Here is a 13,847-nt window from a genome sequence, read left to right on the forward strand (position 1 = left end):
GCAGCCGTGAACGAAATCTCGACTGTACTCGTCGCCAATCGCGGCGAGATCGCCCGACGCGTCTTCGCCACCTGTCGGCGGATGGGCTTGGGCACCGTCGCGGTGTACTCCGATGCGGACGCCGCGGCACCGCACGTCGGCGAGGCCGACGCCGCGGTCCGCCTGCCCGGCAATACACCCGGCGAGACCTATCTGCGCGGCGAGTTGATCGTCGAGGCCGCGCTGTCGGCAGGCGCCGACGCCATCCACCCCGGCTACGGATTCCTTTCGGAGAACGCCGAATTCGCGCGCGCCGTGCAGGCGGCTGGTCTGGTCTGGATCGGACCGCCGATCGAGGCCATCGAACAGATGGGCTCGAAGGTCGCGTCCAAGAAGATGATGGACGCCGCGGGTGTGCCGGTGCTCGCCGAGCTGGACCCGGCCGGGGTCACCGAGGCGCACCTGCCGGTGCTGATCAAGGCGTCCGCCGGTGGCGGCGGACGCGGCATGCGGGTGGTCCGCGAACTCGCCGACCTGGAACCGCAGATCGCGGCGGCCCGGCGCGAGGCCGAGTCGGCGTTCGGCGACCCGACGGTGTTCTGCGAGCGGTACCTCGAGACCGGCAGGCATATCGAGGTCCAGGTCATGGCCGATACGCACGGCACGATCTGGTCGGTCGGCGAGCGCGAGTGCTCCATCCAGCGGCGTCACCAGAAGGTTGTCGAGGAGGCGCCCTCGCCGCTGGTCGAGCGCGTCGACGCCATGCGTGCGTCAGGCCCGGAGGCGGTAGCGGAGCGTGACCACGCAGGGCCCGCGCGCGTGGCAGGCGGGCAGAGCATGCGGGATCGGCTGTTCGAAGCAGCCCGGCTCGCCGCGGGCGCCATCGGTTACACGGGCGCGGGCACCGTCGAATTCCTCGCCGACGAGCAGGGTGATTTCTTCTTCCTGGAGATGAATACCCGTCTCCAGGTGGAACATCCGGTCACCGAATGCACTACGGGGCTGGATCTCGTTCGCCTGCAACTGGAAGTGGCCTCCGGCGCGGCGCTGCCCGCCGAACCGCCCGCCATGCGCGGGCACTCCATCGAGGTCCGGCTCTACGCCGAGGATCCCGCACACGACTGGCAGCCGCAGAGCGGCACCGTGCACCGACTCGAGATTCCCTCGGTCATCGCGGAATTCGATCTGCTCGACCGTCCGGGCGTGCGCCTGGACACGGGTGTCGTCGACGGTTCGGTCGTCGGCGTGCACTACGACCCGATGCTGTCCAAGGTCATCTCCTACGCCGAGACCCGCACGGAGGCAGCGCGTCTGCTCGCCTCGGCATTGCAGCGGGCCCGCATCCACGGTCTGGTGACGAACCGCGACCTGCTGGTGCGGGTGCTGCGCCACCCCGCTTTCCTGGCGGGCGACACCGACACCGCGTTCTTCGAGACGCACGGATTGGATTCGCTCGCCGAACCTTTGGCGTGGGAGTCCGACGAGGCGCTGTCCCTCGTCGCCGCAGCCCTCGCGGATGCCGCTGCCAACCGCGCGGCGGCGCGGGTCGGCGGCGGGCTGCCGAGCGGCTGGCGTAACCTGCCCTCGCAGTCGCAGCGCAAGTCCTACGAGAGTCGTACCAGTGGCGTGCACGAGGTCGGCTACCGGTTCACCCGCGACGGTGTGGTGGTGGACGGCCACGAGGGCGTCGAGCTGGTGGAGCTGAGCCCCGAGCGAGTGGTGCTGAACGTGCCGGGCGAACGCGGTCCGGTGCGGCGGGTGTTCACCGTCGCGCGCTACGGCGACCTGGTCTGCGTCGACTCCCCGCTCGGCCCGGTGAGCGCGCGCAGACTGCCGCGCTTCAGCGATCCGGCCGACCAGGTGGCCACCGGTTCGCTGCTCGCGCCCATGCCGGGCAGCGTGATCCGGCTCGGCGCCGAGCTCGGCAGCCGGGTGGACGCCGGTCAGCCCATCCTGTGGCTGGAGGCGATGAAGATGGAGCACACCATCGCCGCGCCCACCGCGGGTGTGCTGAGCGCGCTCAATGTCACCGTCGGCCAGCAGGTCGACATCGGCGCCGTCCTTGCCGTCGTGGATCCCGACGACGCGGTCAACGAAAACCAGGAGCAGTGATGTCCTTCATCGAATCCGACGAGCGCAAGCAGCTGCGGGCCGCGGTGGCCGCGCTCGCCGCCAAGTACACCTACCGCGACTACGTGCTGCCCAGGGCGCGCAAGAACGAGCCGCTCACCGAATTGTGGGACGAGGCGGGCAAACTCGGCTTCCTCGGCGTGAACCTGCCGGAGGAGTACGGCGGCGGTGGCGCGGGCATGTACGAGCTTGCGCTGGTGATGGAGGAGCTGTCCGCGCAGGGCGCGGGGCTGCTGCTGATGGTGGTGTCCCCGGCCATCTGCGGCACCATCATCACCAAGTACGGCACCGACGAACAGAAGCAGCACTGGCTGCCCAAGCTCGCCGACGGCACCGGCAAGATGGTCTTCGGCATCACCGAGCCCGACGCCGGGTCGAACTCGCACCAGATCACCACCACCGCCCGCCGCGACGGTGACGACTGGATCCTCAACGGCCGCAAGATCTTCATCTCCGGCGTGGACCAGGCCGAGGCGGTGCTGATCGTCTCGCGCACCGAGGACCACAAGACCGGCAAGCTCAAGCCCGCCCTGTTCATCGTGCCCACCGACGCGCCCGGCTTCACCAAGGTGCCGCAGGAGATGGACATCATCGAGCCGGACCACCAGTACAACCTGTTCCTCGACGACGTCCGCCTGCCCTCCGACGCCCTGGTCGGCAAGGAGGACGCGGCGCTGATGCAGCTGTTCGCGGGCCTCAACCCGGAGCGCATCATGGGCGCCGCGATGGCCGTCGGCCTCGGCCGCTACGCCATCGATCGCGCCGTGGAATACGCCAAGGAGCGCACGGTGTGGAAGACGCCGATTGGTGCGCACCAGGGCATTTCGCATCCGCTGGCCCAGGTGAAGATCGAGCTGGAAATGGCCAAGCTGATGATGCAGAAGGCCGCGACCCTCTACGACGCGGGCGAGGAGATGGGCGCGGCCGAGGCCGCGAACATGGCCAAGTACGCGGCGGCCGAGGCCAGCATCAAGGCGCTCGACCAGGCGATCCAGACGCACGGCGGCGCGGGCCTCACCGCGGACTACGGTCTGGCGGCCATGCTCGCCGCGTCTCGCATCGGCCGGATCGCGCCGGTCAGCCGCGAGATGGTGCTCAACTTCGTCGCCCAGTTCTCGCTGGGTCTGCCGAAGTCGTACTGACGCAGCCGATTTCGCCCCGGCCATCGACAGCGCCGGGGCGGAATCACCGGATCGACGAACCAGAGGAGACCCGATGACCGACACTTCCACCGCGCCGCTCGTTCGCTACGAGATCCGCGACGGCTTCGCGGTCCTCACCTTCGACTCACCGCACAACCGCAACGCGCTGTCCTCGCGGCTCGTCACCGAGCTGTTGCGCGGCCTGGACGACGCGGCCGCCGACCCCGCGGTGCGCGGCATCGTGCTCACGCACACCGGCAACACCTTCTGCGCCGGCGCGGATCTCAGCGAGGCCAGCGACGCCGACCCCGCGGTGGCCGCCGACCAGCGCACCCGCGTGATGATCGGCGTGCTGCGCAAGCTGGTGGAGGTGCCCAAGCCGGTGATCGCGCAGATCGACGGCAACGTGCGCGCGGGCGGCATGGGCATCGTCGCGGCCTGCGACCTGGTGGTGGCGGGACCGGGCAGCTCTTTCGCGCTCACGGAAGTGCGAATCGGGTTGGCGCCGTTCATGATCTCGCTCACCCTGCTGCCGCGGCTGAGCCCGCGCGCCGCGAGCCGCTACTACCTGACCGGCGAGAAGTTCGGCGCCGACGTCGCCACCGAGATCGGGCTGGTCACGGTCACGGCCGAGGACCCGGCCGCCGAGGTCGCGCGGTTGATCGGCGAGCTGCGCAAGGGGTCGCCGCAAGGTCTGGCCGAGGCGAAGCGTCTGGTCAACGCGGACATCCTCGCCGGGTTCGACGCCTCGGCCGAAGAACTGGCGCGGCGTTCGGCGAGTTTCTTCGGCACGCCGGAGGTGCACGAGGGCATGCTGGCCTTCCTACAGCGGCGCGCACCGAGCTGGGCAGAATAGCGCCATGGCGACACCCCACGAACCCAAGCAGGACCGCAGCCGAGCGACGAGGCAGCGCCTGCTCGAGGCGACCATCGACTGCCTGGCCGAGATGGGCTGGGCCGCCGCGACGGTCGCGGTGGTCGCCGAACGGGCGGGGGTGTCGCGCGGTGCGGCCCAGCACCACTTCCCGACCAGGGAAGACCTGATCACGGGCGCGCTGGAGTACATGTTCGACACCCGCATGGACCAGGCCAAGGCGGAGGCCGTGACGATCGCCGGAGTGGCCGAGGGCGCGGGCCGGACCCAGGCCGTCGTGGCGGGCCTCGTCGAGTCCTACACCTCGCCGCTGTTCAAGGCGGCGTTGCAGGTGTGGACGCACGCGGCCGCCGACCCGGTGCTGCGCGAACGTATCGTGCCGTTGGAGGCGAAGTTCGGCCGCGTCGCACACCGCAGGGCCGTCGAGGCGCTCGGCGTCGACGACTCCGATCCCATCGCGCACCACTTGGTGCAGGCCACGCTCGACCTGGCCCGCGGTCTCGGCCTCGCCGACGTCCTCACCGACGACTCGGCCCGGCGCAAGGAGATCGTCCAGCAGTGGTCGGCGACACTGCATTCGGCGCTCACCGCGCCGCGCTGAATCTCTCCGGCACGGATCGCGGCCGTCGAAGCGCGTGCCGTGCGGTCGCGTGCCGTGCGGCTCCGCGTGGCGCGGCGCTGGATTCACCCGAGGACTGCCGTCGACCTGCGCGTTCGTCCCGATGTCACACTCGCCCGACCTGCTTCGTCCCCTCTGTGAACGCGGAACACCGCAGCGCAGCAGAAGGAGCAGGACATGAACGCCAGCAAGAAGATCGCCGTCGCCGGAGCCACCGGACGCCTCGGCCGCCACGTGGTCGACGTGCTGAACGAGCAGGGCCACGAGGTGGTGGCCTTCTCCCGCGCCAACGGCGTGGACATCGAGACCGGCGCGGGCCTGGTCGAGGCGCTGGCCGGGGTGGATGTGGTGATCGATGCCTCGAGCACGCCCTCCGCGGACAAGGACATCGCCACCGAGTTCTTCACCGCTGCCGCGCGCAACCTGCACGAGGCGGGCAGCAAGGCGGGGGTAGAGCGGCTGGTCGTGGTGTCCATCATCGGCATCGACGACAGCGTCGCGGGCTACAACGCCGCCAAATTGGTGCACGAGCAGGAGCTCGCCAAGGGTCCGCTGCCGGTGCAGATCCTGCGGGCCGCGCAGTTCCACGAGCTGGTCGAGGTGATGACGCAGTGGGGAACCCAGGGCGACGTGGCCTACCTGCCGAAGATGCGCACCCAGCTGGTGGCCGCCCGCGCGGTCGCCGAGAAGCTCGTCGAGATGGCGGTGAACCCGGCTCCCGCGCGGACCGACGGACCGTTCCCGGAGATCGCCGGGCCCCGGCCGGAGACCATGGCGGGCGCGGCCGCGGTGCTCGCCGCACGGCGTGGCGACGCGATCCAGGTGCAGGAGGTCAGCGACCCGGCCAACCTGGACCGGGACCAGTTCGAGAACGGCGCTCTGCTGCCCGGCTCGCATGCCACGCTGGCGGGCCCGACCTTCGCGGAGTGGGTCGACGCGAACTACCCCACCGCGAACTGAGCGCTGAACAGACGCGCACCGGCTTACGAAAGAGTCGGTGCGCGTCCTTGTTTCAATAACGGCTCCGCGGTCGGCGGTGGAGCTCCGTGGGATCGGGCTGTGAGGTTCCTTGGACCGTGTCCGCTCGGCGGTGGAGCAAGCGCCGGTACGCCCGGACGATGCTGCCGGACTCAGTCCGTCTCAGACCGCGCATGACCGGAGCGAAGGCTGAGGTACGCCTAACGCAGGCGGCGGATACGCAGCACCGTGTCCTCCCTACGGCCTTCCTGCCCCTCGGGCCCGACCCATTCGCGCTCGACGACGTCCTCGGTTTCGACCCGCCAATCCTCGGGCGAGAGCGCGAGGGCGGCGAGAGTGCCTGGGATGGTGGGGAATTCGAAGAACGGCGGCTCGACCATCCAGGTCGGCCAACCCGCGTGCGCCACGATCAGCAGCGTGCCGCCCGGGGCGACGGCATCGGCGGCGTGCCGCAGGATCTTGTCGCGTTCGCCGTCCCCGGCGACCGGCGAGTGCAGGAATTGCGCCGAAACGAGATCGTAGGAGCCCTCGGGGAAGGAGTGCGCGAGATCGTGCCGCGCCCAGGTGATGCGATCGGCGACGCCCGCGGCCGCGGCGTGCTCGGCGCCGCGCGCCAACGCGATGGCCGAGACGTCGACGGCATGCACCCGCCAGCCGCGCTCGGCCAGCCAGAGGGCGTCCCCGCCCTCACCGCAGCCGAGATCGAGCGCGGTGCCCGGCGCGAGGTCGGCGGCTTCGCGGACAAGCAACGCGTTCGGTTTGCCGGTCCAGACCCGCTCGCGCTCGCGGTAGAAGTCTTCCCAGTACTCCTGAGCGGTGGTTTCGGTCATCGAACACCCTTCCTGACCTGCGTATGCCCGGTGCTTGTCGAGCGGAAAACCCGCACAGGGCATGGTGCGCTCAGTCCGCGACCCCACGCCAGTTTCCTTGCCAATCCGGCAACGGTCCCTGGAGGGCGCACTTGTGCGGAGAAGGCGTACCGCAGGCCGTGTGATTTCCGTTGGCAGGCATTCGCGCAGAGAACCACACTCTATGACCAGGCAAACCCGTCCCTGGCGGGCGCACATGTGCGGAGAAGGCGTACCGCAGGCCGTGTGATTCCCGTTGGCAGGTATTCGCGCAGAGAACCACACCATGAGCAGGCAAACCCGTCCCTGGCGGGCGCACATGTGCGGAGAAGGCATACCGCAGGCCGTGTGATTCCCGTTGGCAGGTATTCGCTCAGAGAACCACACCATGAGCAGGCACACCCGCCCCCGTCACTGATCGAAGTCGATGCGGACGTGGTCGGAGACGGGAAGGGCTTGGCAGGCGAGCGTCAGACCGAGGGCGAGGTCGGCGTCGACGAGCGTCTCGTTGCGCAGCATCCGCACCTCGCCCGCGCGGACCGTGCAGGCGCACGCGCTGCACTCGCCCGCCCGGCAGGAGAACGACGCGTCGTAGCCGTTGGCGAGCAGCACGTCGAGCAGCGTGCGAGAGCGCGGCCATGACAGCTCCAGCGTGCGTCCGTCGAGGGTCACCGTGGCGGTGGCCGCGCCCGATTCGGCGTCCGCGCCAGAGAGTTCGATGTCCGCGAACGGGTCGCCGGTCAGCGACTGGAACTTCTCGTGGTGGATGTGCGACCCGGGCATGCCGATCGCCCGCAGCGCCGCGGTGCCCGTCGCCATGAAAGGCGCTGGGCCGCAGAGGAACGCGTCGTAGCGCGGGTAGGGCGTCAACAGCTCGCGCAGCCCGGACACCGTCGGCAGGCCGCGCTCGTCCACCAGCCAGTGCACCACGGTGAACCGATCCGGGAACTCGACCGCCATCTCCTCGAGTTCCGCGCCGAAGATCACCGCGCCCGCGTCGTCGTTGGCGTAGACCAGCAGCACCGTGCCGGAACCCGCGATCAGCGCCGATTTCGCGATGGACATGATCGGTGTGATGCCGCTGCCCGCGGCGAGCAGGAGCAGATCGGCGTCCAGCGACTTCGGCACGAACACCCCGGACGGCGCGAGCACGCGCAACCGCATGCCGACGGAAGCGTTGTCGCACAGCCAGTTCGACGCGTAGCCGCCGGGCGTACGCTTCACCGTCACGATGGCGTCGTCGTCCAGATGCGGTGAGCTGGACAGCGAATAGCAGCGCGCGACCGATCCGGTGCGCTCGCTCGGCACCTCCAGCGTCAGGAATTGCCCAGGGTGGTAACGGAATCGGGGAACCAGCGCGTCGGGAACCTCGAAGACCAGCGAGATCGCCGCGTCTGTCTCCTTGATCACCTCCACCACTTCCAGGGTGTGCACGTGCGAATTGGACTGCGCCATAGCCCCTCCTACAGTTCGATGCCGAAACGGCCCGCGGCCCGCTTGCCCAGCCGGTACAGCGGTACGCCGAGATCCGCGTAGTGCGGCCCGAGCAGCCGCGGCACCAGGTCGAAGCCGCGCGCGTCCGGCCCGATCAGCACCCGCGCCTTGTTCTTGCGCACGCCGCGCAGGATGATCTTGGCCGCGGCTTCCGGGCTGGTCATGGTGATCAGCCCGAAGCCGCGGCGCACCGTCTCCCGATCGATCCCGCTCGGAATGCCGCGGGCGTTGACGGCGATATCGGTCGAGACGCCGCCGGGATGCACGCAGGTGACCCCGACCGGGTGCCCGGCGATGCGCATCTCCTGCCGCAGCGCCTCGGTGAAGCCGCGAACAGCGAATTTCGCGGCGTTGTAGGCGCTTTGCGACGGAATGCCCATCAAGCCGAAGACCGAGGACACATTGACCACGTGCCCGTCGCCGGAGGCGATCAGGTCGGGCAAAAAGGCCTTGGTGCCGTGCGCGACGCCCCAGAAGTCGATGTTCATCAGCCAGTCGAAATCGTCCCAGTCCATGTCGAGGACGTCGGCGCTCAGCGCGACACCGGCGTTGTTGATCACCAGGTCGACGCCGCCGAACTCCGCGCGCACGTCCTCGGCGTGCGCGTAGACGGCGGCTCGCTGCGCCACGTCCAGCTGGTACGGAATGGCGGTGGCGCCGAGCTTTTCGCAGCGACCTGCGGTGTCGGCGACCGCGCCGGTGTCGATGTCGGACAGCGCGAGGCGACTGCCGTTGCGCGCCAGCTCCAGCGCGAGCGCCCGGCCGATGCCGGAGCCCGCGCCCGTGACGACGGCGACCTTGTTGTCGAAGTGGCGCACGGGAGCCCCCTGTCAGTTGCCTGTGAGAGTGGTCGGAAAGGTTTGGGACGGAAGGTTTTCCAGCACGACGGTCGATCGCACCGGCGCGCTCGGCGGTGGCCCGATGAACTCGTATTCGTCCGGACGCAACCGCCTCGTCCGCAACCAGTACTCCCAGGTGAAACCGGACCACAGCGTGCGGTTGTTGCCGTGCTCGTCCAGGTACCAGCTGCGGCAGCCGCCGGTGTTCCACACCGAACGGGCCAGCTTGCGCTGGAGTCCGGCGTTGTAGCGGTCCTGCGCCGCCCGCCGTGGCGCCAGCGCCGCCGCCCCGCGCGTCCGCACCTGCCGGATCGCGTCGAGCACGTAGTGGATCTGCGACTCGATCATGAAGATGATCGAGTTGTGGCCGAGACCGGTGTTCGGACCGAGCAGGAAGAAGGCGTTGGGCATGTCGGCGACGGTGATGCCGCGGTGCGCCTGCACGCCCTCGACGGTCCATCGCGCGCCGAGATCGACGCCGTCGCGGCCGGTGATCGACAAGTTGGTGAACGAGTCGATGACGTGGAAGCCGGTGCCGTAGACGATCACGTCGGCCGGGTGCTCGACGCCGTCGGCGGTGACGATGCCCGCGGCGGTGAGATGGTCGATGCGGTCGGTGACCACGGTCGTCTTCGGGTCGGCGAGCGCCGGATAGTAGGTGTCCGAGCCGAGCAGCCGTTTGCAGCCGGCCCGATAGTCCGGCGTCACCGCGGCGCGCAGCGCGGGATCGTCGATCTGGCGCGCGATGTGCCGTCGACCGACCCATTCCACCGTCTTCAGCAGGTCGGGTCTGCGCGTCATCGCGTAGGCGGCGACCTCCGCGCCCCAGTAGATGCCGTTGCGCAGCGCGAAGCGCAGTCCGGGCACCCGCCGCAGCGCGGTGCGGAAACGCTCGGAGAAGACCACGTCGGCGCGCGGCAGCACCCACGGCGCGGTGCGCTGGAAGACCGTCAGAGCGCCGACTTCGTCGATGATCTCCGGCACGAACTGGATCGCGCTCGCGCCGGTCCCGATCACCGCCACCCGCTTGCCGCGCAGATCGACATCGTGGTCCCACTGCGCGGAATGAAAAGCGGCGCCGGTGAATTCGGTTCGGCCGGGGAATTCCGGAATGCTCGGAATGTGCAGCGCGCCGATGGCCGAGACGATGAACCGCGCGACGTACTCGCGGCCGTCGGCGCTGAAGGCGTGCCAGCGCCGTTCGTCCTCGTTCCAGTGGCCGCGGACCATGTGCTGGCCGAACCGGATTCGCGCACGCAGCCCGTACTTGGCGACGACTTCCTTCAGGTAGCCGAAAATCTCGGGCTGATCGGAGAACAACCGGCGCCAATTCGACCGTGGCTCGAAGGAATAGGAGTACAGGTGTGTCGGCACGTCGCAGGCACAACCCGGATAGGTGTTGTCGCGCCAGGTGCCGCCGATCTCGTCGGCCTTCTCCACGATCAGGTAGTCGCCGAGCCCCGCCTTGTCCAGCGCGATCCCCATGCCGAGGCCGGAGAACCCGCTGCCGATGATCAGCACCCCGGTGTGCACCGGGGTCGAGGATCGCGCTGCCATCGCGTCACTTCCGATCGGATCACGCCGCCGCGCGGCGCTCGAGTTCATCGAGGATGTCCTGCGGCACGCTCCGCGAGAGGCGGTACAGCCGCCGTGTCACGGCGCCGTCGAGCATGCCCACCTCGTGCGCGAAACGCAGCAGCGGTTCGCCGGCGAAGGTCGCGTTCACCCGGAAGTTCGGCGAGGTGAAGGCGGCGACGAAGCCACGGAGCGGATCGATGCCAACTGACCGGTACACGCGCGGATTGATCAACACGGGGTACACGCCCAGCACCATCACCGCGAAAACCAGCCGGTGGAAGGCGTTGGACACCTTGCCGCGCTCCTCGATGGCGCGCACCAATTCCTCACGGGCGTAGGTGATGTGGCGCGCTTCCTCCAGTACGTGGATCTTCATCAGTTGGCGCACATGGGGTTGCAGGTCCGGATCGTTCATCGCCTCGCGCTGCAACCGGTCCAGGATCTCCTCGATCAGCAGGGTGCCCGCGTAGGCCGAGGGACCGAGCGGGATGAACGCGACGAGGCGGCCGAGCTTGCGCCCGGTCTTCGGCAGCAGGTACGGCCGCAGGCCGGTGAGGTTCACCAGGCGGCTGAACATGGTGGAATGCCGTGTCTCCTCGCCGATTTCGGCCAGCGCGTAGCGGGTGTGGTCGTCCACCAGCCGCTCGCTCTCCAGCACCGTGCGCAACAGCATTGTGCTCAGTCCGGCCTCGGCGAGGATGCCGAAACTGAGCACGCTCACCAGCTCGTGCAGGCCGAGCTCGGTGCGCTGCTCGGGGGTGAGCCGTTCCCACAGCGCGGTGCCGTACAGCGACTGCCGGTGTTCGGGTATCCAGTGCTTGCCGGGCTCGATCGGTGCGTCCCAATCGATGTCGAGCTCGCCGTCGTAGGCGCGTTCGGCGGAGGAGCGCAGCAGCCGCCGGGCGGTCTTCTGTCGATCGCCGACCGTCTTGCGGCGCACCGTCGATGCGCCCGCGGTGGTGACGATGGGTCCGGGGGTCTCGGTGGTCATCGCACCGCTCTCCTGTTCCTGGTCGAGCGAACGCCCGGGTGGTGCGTTTCGCGGAGGAAGTCGCGCACGGTCGCGGTCGCGGCGCGTGCGTTGCTCCGGTAGGCGCCGGTGGTCAGCGCGGCCGCCGCGCCCACGAGAGGGTGAAGTCCGACGGCGCGGTACACGGCCGGATGCACGAGCGCCGCGTAGGCGACGGCGGTCACGGCGCTCAATGCCCAGCGGTGCAACGCGGCGCGAATCGGTCCGCGAGAGTCGATGGCGCGCAACAATTCCGCGCGCGTCGCCTCGACGTGCCGCGCGCTGGACGCGGCGTGCAGCAGCGCGAGCTGGCGTAGGTGCGGCTGGATGTTCGGATCGGTGGTCAGGTCGCGCAACAGCTGCGCCGCCAGCTCCTCGACGAGCAGACGGAAGCCGAGCGCGGTGGGACCGTCGGGGATCCACAGCGTCAGCTTGGTCAGCGCGCGCAGCGGCGGGGGCAGGCGATAGGGCGGCAGGCCGGTGGCGTTGATCAACCTGCTGTACATCGTGGAGTTGCGGCTCTCGTCGTGAATCGCCGCGAGGGTGAACCGGGTCTGATCGTCGACGGGATCGCGGCTTTCGATGACGTCGCGGAACATCAACATGGACAGCATGGATTGCGCGTAGATGCCGACGCTGAGCATGCTGACCAGCTCGTGCTTGCCGAGTTCGCGTCGCTGCTCGGGGCTCAGCCGCTCCCACAGCCCGCTGCCGTACAGCGAAACACGTTCGGGTGGAAGCCAATTCAGCGCCGGATCGGGCGTCGCGTCCCAGTCGATGTCGAGATCGGGGTCGTAGGCCGCTTCGGCGACGCCCGCGAAAAGCAGCCGTCGGGCGATGCTCTGCCGATCGCCGATGTGGCGACGGCGGCGCACTTGCGCGCCGGACGGCGTGGTGGCAGGCCGAAAGCCATGGTTGTGGCTGGACGTCATTGTCCGCACCAGCTCTCTGTGCGGGGTCGCCAGCTGTGCTCGAGTGCTGCGCTGGGACCGCTGCGTCGGAGACGCGGTACCGGGAAAGAGGAGGACCGTGAATGCGGAACTTCTAGTACCCAATACCGCCGGTTCCGTGTACATTTACGAGTGTGTCCCACGTCTCACTCGATGTCAACGGCCGAGGTGAGGTGGGGTTCCGAGGAGTCGAGATGAACAGCGACAGTCCGCATGCGCGGTCCGACTATCTAGGCGCGGCAACCCTCGTCGTGCACGGCCGCGAAATTCCGGTGCAGGTCGAGTTGCGCGGTTACCGGGAACCGATCGACGGCATCTACCGGTGGTTCGGCCGGATTCGTCCGAACGACGATCTCGCGGCCGCGCTCGGTGACGAGCCGCGCACCGGGGTCGTCATCCGCACCGAGCACGGCGCCCGCGACGGGTACGTCGGCGACCCCGATCCATGGCGGCGGTTCCGGATAACGGGAAAGAGCACGCCTCCGTTTCCGGTGCCGACCGAGTTGACCGAGGTGGAGTGAAGAATTGGTACGGTCGGATTCGTGATGCACAGCCGCCGGGAAGTCGACCAGGCGCGGCCCAAACGGGTCGACGCCCGGACCGAGCGGTGGCGCGCGCACCGGGTGAAGGTGCGCGACGAGTTCGTCGACGCCGCGTTCCGCGCGCTGGACAAGTTCGGTCCGGAAGTCAGCATGGGCGATATCGCCAAGGAGGCGGGCGCCGCGAAGCCGAAGCTGTACCGGCACTTCGAGGACAAGACCGACCTCTACAACGCGATTGTCGACCGGGTGCGCGACATGCTGTGGGAACGCATCATCTCCAGCATCGATCTGAGCAACGACTCGGCGCGTGAACTGGTTCGGCGGGGGGCCGCGGAATACGCGCTGGTGGTCACCGAGCACCCGAACGTCTTCCGTTTCATGCTGCACAGTCACTTCACCCAGCAGGCCGACGAGTCCGAGCGGGCGCTGCAGTCGGCGCGACAGTCGGCGCGGCGGGCCGCCGAGATGTTCGCCGGGCTTGTCGAGGACGAGTCGATCGACGTGGCCAGCATCGAGCTCGTCAACTATTCGATATTCGGCGCGGTCGCCTCGGCCACCGACTGGTGGCTCGGCGCGAACCGGCTCCAGGCCAACGCGATGCCGATCGAGAAGTTCGTCGCCTATATCGCCGAGATAGTCTCGGCGCTCGCCGAGGCCAATGCTCGCCTCAACGGCATCGTCATCAATGCCGATCTACCTCTGCACTGCGCCTTTTCGAAAATCTGAGCCTTTTCGAAGATCTGAGCCTTTCGGCAATCCGAGCGCCTTCGGCCACCTAGCGCCTTTGGACCGACTCAGCGCCTTTCGACCGACACGACTCAGCGCCTTAAGGCGCAACCATGCGTCTCGCCCCGGCGGTGCCGCC

General features: G+C 68.9%; 13 protein-coding genes. 7 read left to right on the plus strand and 6 right to left on the minus strand.

Going from position 1 to position 13,847, the window contains the following annotated elements:
• Window positions 1-6 precede the first annotated feature (6 nt).
• The 5 genes from ABZV58_RS04035 to ABZV58_RS04055 all read left to right on the plus strand — a co-directional run bounded on the left by ABZV58_RS04035 (window position 7) and on the right by ABZV58_RS04055 (window position 5,704).
• A complete protein-coding gene (locus ABZV58_RS04035; RefSeq protein ID WP_354998667.1) occupies window positions 7-2,091 on the plus strand; it encodes a biotin carboxylase N-terminal domain-containing protein in 2,085 nt (694 codons plus the stop codon).
• Window positions 2,091-3,251: an acyl-CoA dehydrogenase family protein gene (locus tag ABZV58_RS04040; protein ID WP_354998668.1), complete on the plus strand. Its 1,161-nt coding sequence runs from the start codon at window positions 2,091-2,093 to the stop codon at window positions 3,249-3,251. Before ABZV58_RS04035 ends, ABZV58_RS04040 begins: the two co-directional genes overlap by 1 nt.
• A gap of 73 nt (window positions 3,252-3,324) precedes the next feature.
• Window positions 3,325-4,107 carry an enoyl-CoA hydratase family protein gene (locus ABZV58_RS04045; RefSeq protein ID WP_354998669.1) on the plus strand — a complete coding sequence of 261 codons (783 nt, stop codon included), beginning with the start codon at window positions 3,325-3,327 and terminating at the stop codon, window positions 4,105-4,107.
• Between the two features lie 4 nt (window positions 4,108-4,111).
• On the plus strand, window positions 4,112-4,726 hold the full coding sequence (locus ABZV58_RS04050) for a TetR/AcrR family transcriptional regulator (RefSeq protein WP_354998670.1): 615 nt from the start codon (window positions 4,112-4,114) through the stop codon (window positions 4,724-4,726).
• Between the two features lie 195 nt (window positions 4,727-4,921).
• Entirely contained in the window at window positions 4,922-5,704 is a 783-nt protein-coding gene (locus ABZV58_RS04055) for an NAD(P)H-binding protein (protein ID WP_354998671.1), read from the plus strand.
• A 218-nt stretch (window positions 5,705-5,922) separates the two neighbouring features.
• Here ABZV58_RS04055 and ABZV58_RS04060 read toward each other — a convergent pair whose 3' ends face one another.
• The 6 genes from ABZV58_RS04060 to ABZV58_RS04085 form a co-directional block, all read right to left on the minus strand.
• On the minus strand, window positions 5,923-6,552 hold the full coding sequence (locus ABZV58_RS04060) for a class I SAM-dependent methyltransferase (protein WP_354998672.1): 630 nt from the start codon (window positions 6,550-6,552) through the stop codon (window positions 5,923-5,925).
• A 429-nt stretch (window positions 6,553-6,981) separates the two neighbouring features.
• Entirely contained in the window at window positions 6,982-8,025 is a 1,044-nt protein-coding gene (locus tag ABZV58_RS04065; protein ID WP_354998673.1) for a ferredoxin--NADP reductase, read from the minus strand.
• 8 nt (window positions 8,026-8,033) lie between these two features.
• On the minus strand, window positions 8,034-8,882 hold the full coding sequence (locus ABZV58_RS04070) for an SDR family NAD(P)-dependent oxidoreductase (RefSeq protein ID WP_354998674.1): 849 nt from the start codon (window positions 8,880-8,882) through the stop codon (window positions 8,034-8,036).
• A gap of 12 nt (window positions 8,883-8,894) precedes the next feature.
• The gene (locus ABZV58_RS04075) at window positions 8,895-10,460 is read right to left on the minus strand and encodes an NAD(P)/FAD-dependent oxidoreductase (RefSeq protein ID WP_354998675.1); all 1,566 of its coding nucleotides are present in this window, start codon (window positions 10,458-10,460) and stop codon (window positions 8,895-8,897) included.
• 19 nt (window positions 10,461-10,479) lie between these two features.
• Window positions 10,480-11,472: a diiron oxygenase gene (locus ABZV58_RS04080; RefSeq protein ID WP_354998676.1), complete on the minus strand. Its 993-nt coding sequence runs from the start codon at window positions 11,470-11,472 to the stop codon at window positions 10,480-10,482.
• The gene (locus ABZV58_RS04085; RefSeq protein WP_354998677.1) at window positions 11,469-12,422 is read right to left on the minus strand and encodes a diiron oxygenase; all 954 of its coding nucleotides are present in this window, start codon (window positions 12,420-12,422) and stop codon (window positions 11,469-11,471) included. The genes ABZV58_RS04080 and ABZV58_RS04085 overlap by 4 nt, the downstream gene beginning before the upstream one ends.
• 212 nt (window positions 12,423-12,634) lie before the next feature.
• Here ABZV58_RS04085 and ABZV58_RS04090 point away from each other — a divergent pair, with 212 nt between their 5' ends.
• Together ABZV58_RS04090 and ABZV58_RS04095 are read left to right on the plus strand one after the other, a co-directional pair.
• Window positions 12,635-12,961 carry a DUF4873 domain-containing protein gene (locus ABZV58_RS04090; protein WP_354998678.1) on the plus strand — a complete coding sequence of 109 codons (327 nt, stop codon included), beginning with the start codon at window positions 12,635-12,637 and terminating at the stop codon, window positions 12,959-12,961.
• 24 nt (window positions 12,962-12,985) lie between these two features.
• Window positions 12,986-13,708 (plus strand): TetR/AcrR family transcriptional regulator, encoded by a 723-nt coding sequence (locus ABZV58_RS04095; protein WP_354999027.1) that lies wholly within the window; start codon window positions 12,986-12,988, stop codon window positions 13,706-13,708.
• Window positions 13,709-13,847 lie beyond the last annotated feature (139 nt).

This window comes from Nocardia sp. NPDC004654, from assembly GCF_040609595.1.
GTDB lineage: Bacteria > Actinomycetota > Actinomycetes > Mycobacteriales > Mycobacteriaceae > Nocardia.

Bases quoted from the DNA above. Each gene is read 5' to 3' on its own strand.
- ABZV58_RS04040 (WP_354998668.1), top strand. From the start codon at position 2,091: ATGTCCTTCATCGAATCCGACGAGCGCAAGCAGCTGCGGGCCGCGGTG.
- ABZV58_RS04045 (WP_354998669.1), top strand. From the start codon at position 3,325: ATGACCGACACTTCCACCGCGCCGCTCGTTCGCTACGAGATCCGCGAC.
- ABZV58_RS04050 (WP_354998670.1), top strand. From the start codon at position 4,112: ATGGCGACACCCCACGAACCCAAGCAGGACCGCAGCCGAGCGACGAGG.
- ABZV58_RS04055 (WP_354998671.1), top strand. From the start codon at position 4,922: ATGAACGCCAGCAAGAAGATCGCCGTCGCCGGAGCCACCGGACGCCTC.
- ABZV58_RS04060 (WP_354998672.1), bottom strand. From the start codon at position 6,552: ATGACCGAAACCACCGCTCAGGAGTACTGGGAAGACTTCTACCGCGAG.
- ABZV58_RS04065 (WP_354998673.1), bottom strand. From the start codon at position 8,025: ATGGCGCAGTCCAATTCGCACGTGCACACCCTGGAAGTGGTGGAGGTG.
- ABZV58_RS04075 (WP_354998675.1), bottom strand. From the start codon at position 10,460: ATGGCAGCGCGATCCTCGACCCCGGTGCACACCGGGGTGCTGATCATC.
- ABZV58_RS04080 (WP_354998676.1), bottom strand. From the start codon at position 11,472: ATGACCACCGAGACCCCCGGACCCATCGTCACCACCGCGGGCGCATCG.
- ABZV58_RS04085 (WP_354998677.1), bottom strand. From the start codon at position 12,422: ATGACGTCCAGCCACAACCATGGCTTTCGGCCTGCCACCACGCCGTCC.
- ABZV58_RS04090 (WP_354998678.1), top strand. From the start codon at position 12,635: ATGAACAGCGACAGTCCGCATGCGCGGTCCGACTATCTAGGCGCGGCA.
- ABZV58_RS04095 (WP_354999027.1), top strand. From the start codon at position 12,986: ATGCACAGCCGCCGGGAAGTCGACCAGGCGCGGCCCAAACGGGTCGAC.